Here is an 8,637-nt window from a genome sequence, read left to right on the forward strand (position 1 = left end):
ACGAGCTGCTCGACAAGCTCCACTCCGGCCCTGGCCCACCGGCCTTCCCCGCATCAGAGTCCCGTCAATACGGCCCCAGAGCCCTGTCACCCGTACAGAACGTCCGTTTCGCTGGACGTAAGGTCGGAGCCATGGGTGGACGCGGCAAGCTACGGATCTACCTCGGTGCGGCTCCCGGCGTCGGCAAGACGTACGCCATGCTCTCCGAGGGCCACCGTCGCGTCGAACGCGGTACCGACTGTGTCGTCGCCTTCGTCGAGCACCACGACCGTCCGCGTACGGAGATGATGCTGCACGGCCTGGAGCAGGTCCCGCGCCGCTCCCTCGTCCACCGGGACGCCGCCTTCACCGAGATGGACGTGGACGCGGTCCTCGCCAGGCGTCCCGCCGTCGCCCTCGTCGACGAGCTCGCCCACACCAACGTCCCCGGCTCCCGCAACGGCAAGCGCTGGCAGGACGTCGAAGAGCTGCTCGCCGCCGGGATCGACGTCATATCGACGGTCAACATCCAGCATCTGGAGTCGCTCGGCGACGTCGTCGAGACGATCACCGGGGTCCGGCAACGCGAGACCGTCCCCGACGAGGTCGTCCGCCGCGCCGATCAGATCGAGCTGGTCGACATGTCGCCCGAGGCGCTGCGCCGCAGGATGGCCCACGGCAACATCTACAAACCGGACAGGATCGACGCCTCCCTGTCCCACTACTTCCGGCCCGGCAACCTGACCGCCCTGCGTGAACTGGCGCTGCTGTGGACCGCCGACCGGGTCGACGAGTACCTCCGGCAGTACCGGGGCGAGCACGACATCCGCTCCACCTGGCAGGCCCGCGAACGGATCGTCGTCGGACTCACCGGCGGCCCCGAGGGGCGCACCCTCATCCGGCGCGCCACCCGGCTGGCCGAGAAGGGCGCGGGCGGCGAGGTGCTCGCCGTCTACATCGCCCGCAGCGACGGACTCACGGCCGCCTCGCCCGAGGAGCTGGCGCTCCAGCGGACCCTGGTCGAGGATCTCGGCGGAACGTTCCACCACGTCATAGGCGACGACATCCCCTCCGGACTGCTGGAGTTCGCGCGGGGCGTCAACGCCACCCAGATCGTCCTGGGGTCCAGCCGCCGCAAGACCTGGCAGTACGTGTTCGGCCCCGGCGTCGGCCAGACCGTCGCCCGCGAGTCGGGCCCGGACCTCGACGTCCACATCGTCACGCACGAAGAGGCCGCCAAGGGACGCGGGCTCCCCGTCGCCCGCGGCGCCCGCCTCGGCCGCTCCCGGATCATCTGGGGCTGGCTGGTCGGCGTCGGCGGTCCCGTGCTGCTGGCCCTGCTCCTCACCCATGCCGACGCCGACCTCGGTCTGGCCAACGACATGCTGCTGTTCCTGGCGCTCACGGTCGCCTCCGCCCTGCTCGGCGGAGTGTTCCCCGCACTCGCCTCCGCCGCCCTCGGCTCCTTCCTGCTCAACTGGTTCTTCACCCCGCCGCTGCACCACGTCACCATCGCCGATCCCAAGAACATCGTCGCGATCGCCGTCTTCTTCGGAGTCGGCATGTCGGTGGCGTCGGTGGTCGACCTCGCGGCCCGCCGTACCCACCAGGCCGCACGGCTGCGCGCCGAGTCCGAGGTGCTGTCCTATCTCGCCGGCGGCGTGCTGCGCGGGGAGTCGAGCCTGGACGCCCTGCTCGAGCGCGTCAGGGAGACCTTCTCCATGGAGTCGGTGACGCTCCTGGAGAGGGAGAGCGACATCGAGCCGTGGCGCCCCGCGGCCAGCGTCGGCACGGGCCCCGCCGCCCGTCCGGAGGACGCGGACGTGGACATGCCCGTCGGAGAACACCTCGCGCTCGCCCTGATCGGTCGCGCCCTGCCCGCCGAGGACCGGCGCGTGCTCGGCGCGTTCGCCGCGCAGGCCGCGGTGGTACTGGACCGGCAGCGGCTCGTCGGCGAGGCCGAGGAGGCCCGCAAACTGGCCGAGGGCAACAAGATCCGTACGTCCCTGCTCGCCGCGGTCAGCCACGATCTGCGCACCCCGCTCGCCGCCATCAAGGCGGCCGTCTCCTCGCTGCGCTCCGACGACGTCGAATGGTCCGAGGAGGACCGGGCGGAACTCCTCGCCGGCATCGAGGAGGGCTCCGACCGCCTCGACCACCTCGTCGGGAACCTCCTCGACATGTCCCGGCTCCAGACCGGCACGGTCACCCCGCTGCTCCGCGCCATCGACCTGGACGAGGTCGTGCCGATGGCGCTCGGCGGCGTCCCAGACGGCAGCGCCGGGCTGGACATCCCCGAGACCCTGCCGATGGTCGAGGTCGACAAGGGGCTCCTGGAACGCGCCGTGGCCAACATCGTTGAGAACGCGGTCAAGTACAGCCCGCCGGGCGTGCCGGTGGCCGTCGCCGCCAGCGCGCTGGGCGACCGGGTGGAGCTGCGGGTCGTCGACCGCGGACCGGGGGTGCCCGACGAGAGCAAGGACGGCATCTTCGAACCGTTCCAGCGCTTCGGCGACGCCCCGCGCGGCTCCGGTGTGGGCCTCGGGCTCGCCGTCGCCCGGGGCTTCGTCGAGGCCATGGGCGGCACGATCACCGCCGATGACACCCCCGGCGGCGGGCTCACCATGACGCTGACCCTCAAGGCCGTGGCGGGACGGCTTCCTCCGCCCCCGCCCACCGCCGACCTGCCCGCACGGGCCGCCTCCTGACGGCAGTCACCTCCCGGCCGGACGACGGCCGGAGAGACCGACAGAGACATACGCAGAGAGAAGGATGCCTTCGATGACCCGGGTTCTCGTCGTCGACGACGAGCCGCAGATCGTCCGCGCGCTGGTGATCAACCTCAAGGCGCGGAAGTACGAGGTGGACGCGGCGCCCGACGGCGCCACCGCCCTCCGGCTCGCCGCCGAGCGCCATCCCGACGTGGTCGTCCTCGACCTCGGACTGCCGGACATCGACGGCGTCGAGGTCATCAGGGGTCTGCGTGGCTGGACGCGGGTACCGATCCTGGTGCTCTCGGCGCGGCAGACCTCCGACGAGAAGGTCGAGGCCCTGGACGCGGGCGCCGACGACTACGTCACCAAGCCCTTCGGCATGGACGAACTCCTGGCCCGGCTGCGTGCCGCGGTCCGCAGGGCCGAGCCGGTCGGCGGCGACGACGCGGTCGTGGTCGTCGAGACCGAGAGCTTCACGGTCGACCTCGCCGCCAAGAAGGTGCACCGGGGCGGGAAGGACGTCCGCCTCACGCCCACCGAGTGGCACCTCCTCGAAGTACTCGTCCGCAACAGCGGCCGCCTGGTCAGCCAGAAGCAGCTCCTCCAGGAGGTCTGGGGCCCGTCGTACGGCACCGAGACCAACTATCTGCGGGTCTACATGGCACAGCTGCGGCGCAAGCTGGAGGCCGACCCCTCGCACCCCCGGCACTTCGTCACGGAGCCGGGCATGGGCTACCGCTTCGAGCACTGATCCGAGCACGGGTATGGGCAGGGGGTTGATCACGGGCCTGGCCCCTGTCCGGGCGCCGGCCCGACCACCGTCCTGAGCACCGGTCCGGGGCGGCTCCGCCGTCGGTGCGGGCCGGTACGCTTTCTGTATGAGTGCTGCACCGCGTACAGGGAAGCCGGCCGGGCGCTTCCGCCGGATGCTCGACCGGCTGTCCACCTCGCAGGAGGAGCTGGAGTCCGTCGAGCTCCAGGAGGACACCGAGGCATCGGGGTGCACGCGTATCTGCGACTGCTCCGACCGCCAGATAGTCAAGGTGACTGGTACGTTGCGCACGGTCACCCTGCGCCCGCGGGCCGGTGTGCCGGCCCTCGAGGCCGAGCTGTTCGACGGCACGGCCCCGCTGGACGTGGTGTGGCTGGGCCGGCGGTCCATCGTGGGCATCGAGCCGGGCCGCAAGCTGATCGCCTCCGGACGGGTCTCCATGAGCCACGGCCGGCGGGTCCTCTTCAACCCCAAATACGAGCTCCGACCGCTCGGACAGGAGTAGCCGGTGACGTCCCTCGACAAGCCGACGAAGGATCAGGAATCCCAGGCCCAGGCCCCGAAGGAGGTCACCGAGGCGGCGCTGTTCGAGGCGTTCGGCGGCGTTCGGGGCATGGTCGAGACGGTCGTGCCAGGACTGCTCTTCGTCACGATCTTCACGATCAACAAGGACCTGCACCTCTCCGCGATCGCCGCGCTCGCGGTGTCCCTGGTCCTGGTCGCCGTCCGGCTGATCCGCCGGGACACGGTCAAGCACGCCTTCAGCGGCGTCTTCGGCGTGGCCTTCGGTGTGGTCTTCGCGATGATGACCGGCAACGCCAAGGACTTCTACCTCCCGGGCATGCTGTACACCCTGGGCCTCGCCCTCGCGTACATCATCACCACCCTCGCCGGCGTGCCGTTGATCGGCCTGATCCTGGGCCCGGTCTTCAAGGAGAACCTCTCCTGGCGGACCCGCAACCCCGGCCGCAAGAAGGCGTATGCCAAGGCGAGCTGGGCGTGGGGCCTGATCCTGCTCGGCAAGTGCGCGATCCTCTTCCCGCTGTACTGGTGGGCCGACACGACGCAGTTCGGCTGGGTCCTGGTCGCGCTGAAGATCCCGCCCTTCCTGCTCGCGGTGTACCTGACCTGGGTCTTCCTGTCCAAGGCCCCGCCGCCGATCGACGTCTTCGCCGAGATGGAGGCGGAGGAGGAGGCCGAGAAGGCCCGCAAGGCGGCAGCGGCGCAGCGCCCGGAGGCGTAGCCGCCCGGCGCACGCCCCCGTCGGTACGGTGCGGTCCGCGCCGCCCGCACGGTACGGAGAAGGGCCCGGGACCTCGACAGGTCCCGGGCCCTTCTCCGTACCGTACGCACCGGTTCCGTACCGGCTCGACCGCTTCAGCACCGGCGTACCGGCTCTAGCGATTCCTCACCCCGCGTGCCTCCGTCAGCCCGCGGCAGGAGCGTCGCGGCGGACCGACAGCAGGTCCTCCAGCTGCTCCTCGCGCGCCTGGGCGGCCACGAAGAGGAGCTCGTCGCCCGCCTCCAGGGTCTCCTCCGCGCTCGGGGTGAGCACCCGCGAGCCGCGGATGATCGTCACCAGCGAGGTGTCCTGCGGCCAGGCCACATCGCCCACCGACGTCCCCGCGATCGCCGACTCCGGCGGCAGGGTCAGCTCGACGAGGTTGGCGTCGCCGTGGCTGAAGCGCAGCAGCCGGACCAGGTCGCCGACGCTCACCGCCTCCTCCACCAGGGCCGACATCAGACGCGGCGTCGACACGGCGACGTCAACGCCCCACGACTCGTTGAAGAGCCATTCGTTCTTCGGGTTGTTCACCCGGGCGACCACGCGCGGCACGCCGTACTCGGTCTTCGCGAGCAGCGACACGACCAGGTTCACCTTGTCGTCACCGGTCGCCGCGATCACCACGTTGCAGCGCTGCAGCGCCGCCTCGTCCAGCGACGTGATCTCACAGGCGTCGGCGAGCAGCCACTCCGCCTGGGGCACCCGCTCCACCGAGATGGCCGTCGGCGCCTTGTCGATGAGAAGCACCTCGTGGCCGTTCTCCAGGAGCTCGCCCGCGATGGAACGGCCCACCGCACCCGCGCCCGCAATAGCGACACGCATCAGTGACCGCCCTCCTCAGGCCCCTCGGCGAAGGCCGCCTCGACCTTGTCGATCTCGTCCGTACGCATCATCACGTGCACGAGGTCGCCCTCCTGCAGCACCGTCTGCGACGTGGGAAGAACCGCCTCGCCCAGCCGTGTGAGGAACGCCACGCGCACACCCGTCTCGTCCTGCAGCCTGCTCACCTTGTGGCCGATCCACGCGGGGGACGTGTGGACCTCCGCGAGCTGCACCGCGCCGCTCGGGTCGCTCCACAGCGGCTCCGCGCCCGACGGCAGCAGCCGCCGCAGCATCTGGTCGGCGGTCCAGCGGACCGTCGCGACCGTCGGAATGCCCAGACGCTGGTAGACCTCGGCACGCCGGGGGTCGTAGATCCGGGCCGCCACGTTCTCGATGCCGAACATCTCGCGCGCCACCCGCGCCGCGATGATGTTGGAGTTGTCGCCGCTGCTCACCGCGGCGAAGGCACCCGCCTCCTCGATCCCCGCCTCGCGCAGCGTGTCCTGATCGAAGCCGACGCCGGTCACCCGGCGCCCGCCGAAGCCGGAGCCCAGACGGCGGAAAGCCGTCGGGTCCTGGTCCACGACGGCGACGGTGTGCCCCTGCTGCTCCAGGGTCTGCGCGAGAGCGGCTCCCACTCGCCCGCAGCCCATGATGACGATGTGCACGTCCCCTTACCCCGCACTCCTGATCGTCTTGCTGACCTGCGAAAACACCCTGCTCACAACTTTCCTCACCCGACTTGCCCGGGTTGTGGCGGACAGCGCCCTGCCGTGCTGCCCGATCCGAGCTTATGCGGCAACGATGGCCAAGACCGCATCCGAGGTGGTACCCAGGGAGATTCCGTGCGGATCGGGGGTGCCGGTGGGCGTGGCGCTTTTCGAACGCTTACGATCCTCTGCGTGTCCAAACTGACCGACGTGCCCAAACGGATCCTGATCGGGCGGGCCCTGCGCAGCGACAGGCTGGGGGAAACCCTCCTTCCGAAGCGCATCGCACTCCCCGTCTTCGCCTCCGATCCGCTGTCCTCGGTGGCGTACGCACCGGGTGAGGTGCTGCTCGTCCTCTCGATCGCGGGTCTGTCCGCGTACCACTTCAGCCCGTGGATCGCACTGGCCGTCGTCGTCCTGATGTTCACCGTCGTCGCCTCGTACCGGCAGAACGTCCACGCCTACCCCAGCGGCGGCGGCGACTACGAGGTCGCCAACACCAACCTCGGCCCGAAGGCCGGACTCACCGTCGCCAGCGCCCTGCTCGTCGACTACGTCCTGACCGTCGCCGTCTCCATCTCCTCAGGGATCGAGAACCTGGGCTCGGCCATCCCGTTCGTCGTCGAGCACAAGGTCTTCTGCGCGGTCGGCGTCATCCTGCTGCTGACCGTGATGAACCTGCGCGGGGTGAAGGAGTCGGGCAGCCTCTTCGCCATCCCGACGTACGTCTTCGTCACCGGCGTCTTCCTGATGATCGCCTGGGGTGCCTACCGGGGCATCGTCCTCGACGAGACCATGAAGGCCCCCACCGCCGACTTCGAGATCAAGCCCGAGCACCAGGGCCTGGCCGGTTTCGCACTGGTCTTCCTGCTGCTGCGCGCCTTCTCCTCCGGCTGTGCCGCCCTCACCGGTGTCGAGGCGATCTCCAACGGCGTCCCCGCCTTCCGGAAGCCGAAGTCGAGGAACGCGGCCACCACGCTCGCCCTGATGGGCGGCCTGGCCGTGACCATGTTCTGCGGCATCATCTTCCTGGCCATGGCCACCGACGTACGGATGGCCGAGAAGCCCGCCGTCGACCTGCTGCACAACGGCGTCCCGGTCGGCGAGGGCTATGTCCAGGACCCGGTCATCTCCCAGGTCGCGGCCGCCGTCTTCGGAGACGGCACCTTCCTCTTCGTGGTCCTCGCCGCGGCCACGGCGCTCGTCCTCTTCCTGGCCGCCAACACCGCGTACAACGGCTTCCCGCTCCTCGGCTCGATCCTCGCCCAGGACCGGTACCTGCCGCGCCAGCTGCACACGCGCGGCGACCGGCTCGCGTTCTCCAACGGCATCGTGCTCCTCGCCGGCGCCGCCGCGCTGCTGGTCTGGGTCTATGGAGCCGACTCGACGAAGCTGATCCAGCTGTACATCGTCGGGGTCTTCGTCTCCTTCACCCTCAGCCAGATCGGCATGGTCCGGCACTGGAACCGGCACCTGAAGACGGAGAGGAACCCGGTCCAGCGCCGCCGCATGATCCGCTCCCGCGCGATCAACACCTTCGGCGCCTTCTTCACCGGCCTGGTCCTGGTCGTCGTCCTCGCCACCAAGTTCACCCACGGCGCCTGGGTCGCGCTGCTCGGCATGGTGATCTTCTACGGGACGATGACCGCGATCCGCAGGCACTACGACTCCGTGGCGGAGGAGATCGCGGCCGCCGAGGAGCGTCCCGACGAGTACGTACGCCCGTCGCGGGTCCGTTCCGTCGTCCTGGTCTCCAAGCTCCACAAGCCGACGCTGCGCGCCCTCGCCTACGCCAAGCTGCTGCACGCCCACGAGCTGGAGGCGCTGAGCGTCAACGTCGACCCGGCCGAGACCAAGGCGCTCAAGGCCGAGTGGGAGCGGCGGGGCATCAACGTTCCGCTCAAGATCCTGGACTCGCCGTACCGGGAGGTCACCCGGCCGGTCATCGAGTACGTGAAGAACATCCGCCGCGAGAGCCCGCGGGACGCGGTCTCGGTCTACATCCCCGAGTACGTCGTCGGCCACTGGTACGAGCATCTGCTCCACAACCAGAGCGCCCTGCGACTGAAGGGCCGCCTGCTCTTCACCCCCGGCGTGATGGTGACGTCCGTCCCGTACCAGCTGCGGTCCTCCGAGGTCGCCAAGAAGCGGGAGAAGAAGCGCCAGGACTGGAACGCGCCGGGTTCGGTGCGCCGCGGCCCGGTCGAGAAACGGACGAAGGAACCGGCCGGCAAGGGCACGTAGACTGGTGGGGGGGGGGGGGGGGGGGCCCCCCCGCCGGGGGGGGGGGCCGCCCCCCCCCCCCCCCTCCGCAAAACACAAAACAAAAAAAAAAAAAAAAAAAAAAAAAACAAA

The 8,637-nt window shown here is 70.0% G+C and carries 7 protein-coding genes; 5 read left to right on the forward strand and 2 right to left on the reverse strand.

Annotation, left to right across the window (positions count from 1 at the left end; translation table 11 throughout):
* Nucleotides 1-131: 131 nt before the first annotated feature.
* From ABZY12_RS34010 to ABZY12_RS34025, 4 genes are all read left to right on the forward strand, one after another.
* A complete protein-coding gene (locus ABZY12_RS34010) occupies nt 132-2,687 on the forward strand; it encodes a sensor histidine kinase KdpD (RefSeq protein ID WP_356897274.1) in 2,556 nt (851 codons plus the stop codon).
* Between the two features lie 73 nt (nt 2,688-2,760).
* On the forward strand, nt 2,761-3,444 hold the full coding sequence (locus ABZY12_RS34015; protein ID WP_356897276.1) for a response regulator: 684 nt from the start codon (nt 2,761-2,763) through the stop codon (nt 3,442-3,444).
* Nucleotides 3,445-3,571: 127 nt separating this feature from the next.
* On the forward strand, nt 3,572-3,970 hold the full coding sequence (locus ABZY12_RS34020) for an OB-fold nucleic acid binding domain-containing protein (RefSeq protein ID WP_356897278.1): 399 nt from the start codon (nt 3,572-3,574) through the stop codon (nt 3,968-3,970).
* A gap of 3 nt (nt 3,971-3,973) precedes the next feature.
* Nucleotides 3,974-4,708, forward strand: a complete 735-nt coding sequence (locus ABZY12_RS34025) for a DUF3159 domain-containing protein (RefSeq protein WP_356897280.1) — start codon at nt 3,974-3,976, stop codon at nt 4,706-4,708.
* A gap of 183 nt (nt 4,709-4,891) precedes the next feature.
* Here ABZY12_RS34025 and ABZY12_RS34030 read toward each other — a convergent pair whose 3' ends face one another.
* Both ABZY12_RS34030 and ABZY12_RS34035 read right to left on the reverse strand, forming a co-directional pair.
* Nucleotides 4,892-5,572, reverse strand: coding sequence for a TrkA family potassium uptake protein (locus ABZY12_RS34030; protein WP_356897282.1), 681 nt, complete (start codon nt 5,570-5,572; stop codon nt 4,892-4,894).
* A complete protein-coding gene (locus ABZY12_RS34035) occupies nt 5,572-6,240 on the reverse strand; it encodes a TrkA family potassium uptake protein (RefSeq protein ID WP_356897284.1) in 669 nt (222 codons plus the stop codon). The genes ABZY12_RS34030 and ABZY12_RS34035 overlap by 1 nt, the downstream gene beginning before the upstream one ends.
* A 234-nt stretch (nt 6,241-6,474) precedes the next feature.
* Between ABZY12_RS34035 and ABZY12_RS34040 the strand changes: the two genes are divergently transcribed.
* On the forward strand, nt 6,475-8,526 hold the full coding sequence (locus ABZY12_RS34040; protein WP_356897286.1) for an APC family permease: 2,052 nt from the start codon (nt 6,475-6,477) through the stop codon (nt 8,524-8,526).
* Nucleotides 8,527-8,637: the final 111 nt, after the last annotated feature.

The organism is Streptomyces sp. NPDC006551 (assembly GCF_040611675.1).
Lineage (GTDB): Bacteria > Actinomycetota > Actinomycetes > Streptomycetales > Streptomycetaceae > Streptomyces.